Origin of the sequence: Micrococcus sp. HMSC31B01, from assembly GCF_001816085.1 — a bacterium.
GTDB classification, from domain to species: Bacteria; Actinomycetota; Actinomycetes; order Actinomycetales; family Micrococcaceae; genus Micrococcus; species Micrococcus luteus.
Map to the genome: position 1 here is coordinate 1 of NZ_KV824850.1, position 913 is coordinate 913.

Here is a 913-nt window from a genome sequence, read left to right on the forward strand (position 1 = left end):
CTCACCGCAGCGGCGTGTGCTCCGGGTCCACGCGCTCGCCCTCGCGCACGGGCCCGGGTGCGGTGCCGCCGCCCCACGGGTCCCCGCCGAACGCCTCACGCCCGTGCTCGCTCAGCCAGCTCGCCAGCTCCGGGCCCGCGGGCACGATGCCCGTCGGGTTGATGTCCTCGTGCACCACGTAGTAGTGCTCCTTGATCTGCACGAAGTCGATCGTGTCGCCGAAGCCCGGGGTCTGGAACAGGTCGCGCGCGTAGCCCCACAGCGCCGGCATCTCGGTCAGCCTGTTCCGGTTGCACTTGAAGTGCCCGTGGTACACGGGGTCGAACCGCACGAGCGTGGTGAACAGCCGCACGTCGGCCTCGGTGATCCGCTCCCCCATCAGGAAACGGCGCGTCGACAGGCGCTCCTCGAGCCAGTCCATCGCGGCCCACAGCCGCTCGTACGCGGCGTCGTACGCCTCCTGCGAGCCCGCGAAGCCGCACCGGTACACGCCGTTGTTCACCTCGGTGAACACGCGCTCGATCACCTCGAACATCTCGTCCCGCTCCGGCCCGGCGTCGGGGATCAGCTGCGGGGCGCCGTCGCGGTGGAACGCGGTCCACTCCGTCGAGAGGTCGAGGGTGATCTGCGGGTAGTCGTTGGTCACGACGCCGCCCGTCGGCACGTCCACGATCGCCGGCACCGTGATGCCCCGCGGGTAGTCCGGGAACCGCGTGAAGTAGTTCTCCTGGAGCCGCTCGGTGCCCAGCACGGGGTCCTTCCCGCCCTCGTCGAGGTCGAAGGTCCAGGACCGCTCGTCGTGGGTCGGCCCCGGGGTGCCCAGCGAGATCGCGTCCTCCAGGCCGAGCAGGCGCCGCACGATGATCGTCCGGTTCGCCCACGGGCACGCCCGCGCCGCCACGAGCCGGTAGCG

At 71.4% G+C, this 913-nt stretch carries 1 protein-coding gene; it reads right to left on the reverse strand.

Translation table 11 applies throughout. The features are described 5' to 3' along the window. Position 1: 1 nt before the first annotated feature. Positions 2 to 913: glutathione S-transferase C-terminal domain-containing protein (locus HMPREF3105_RS00685; RefSeq protein WP_246830295.1), on the reverse strand; the 912-nt coding region annotated here is incomplete at its 5' end.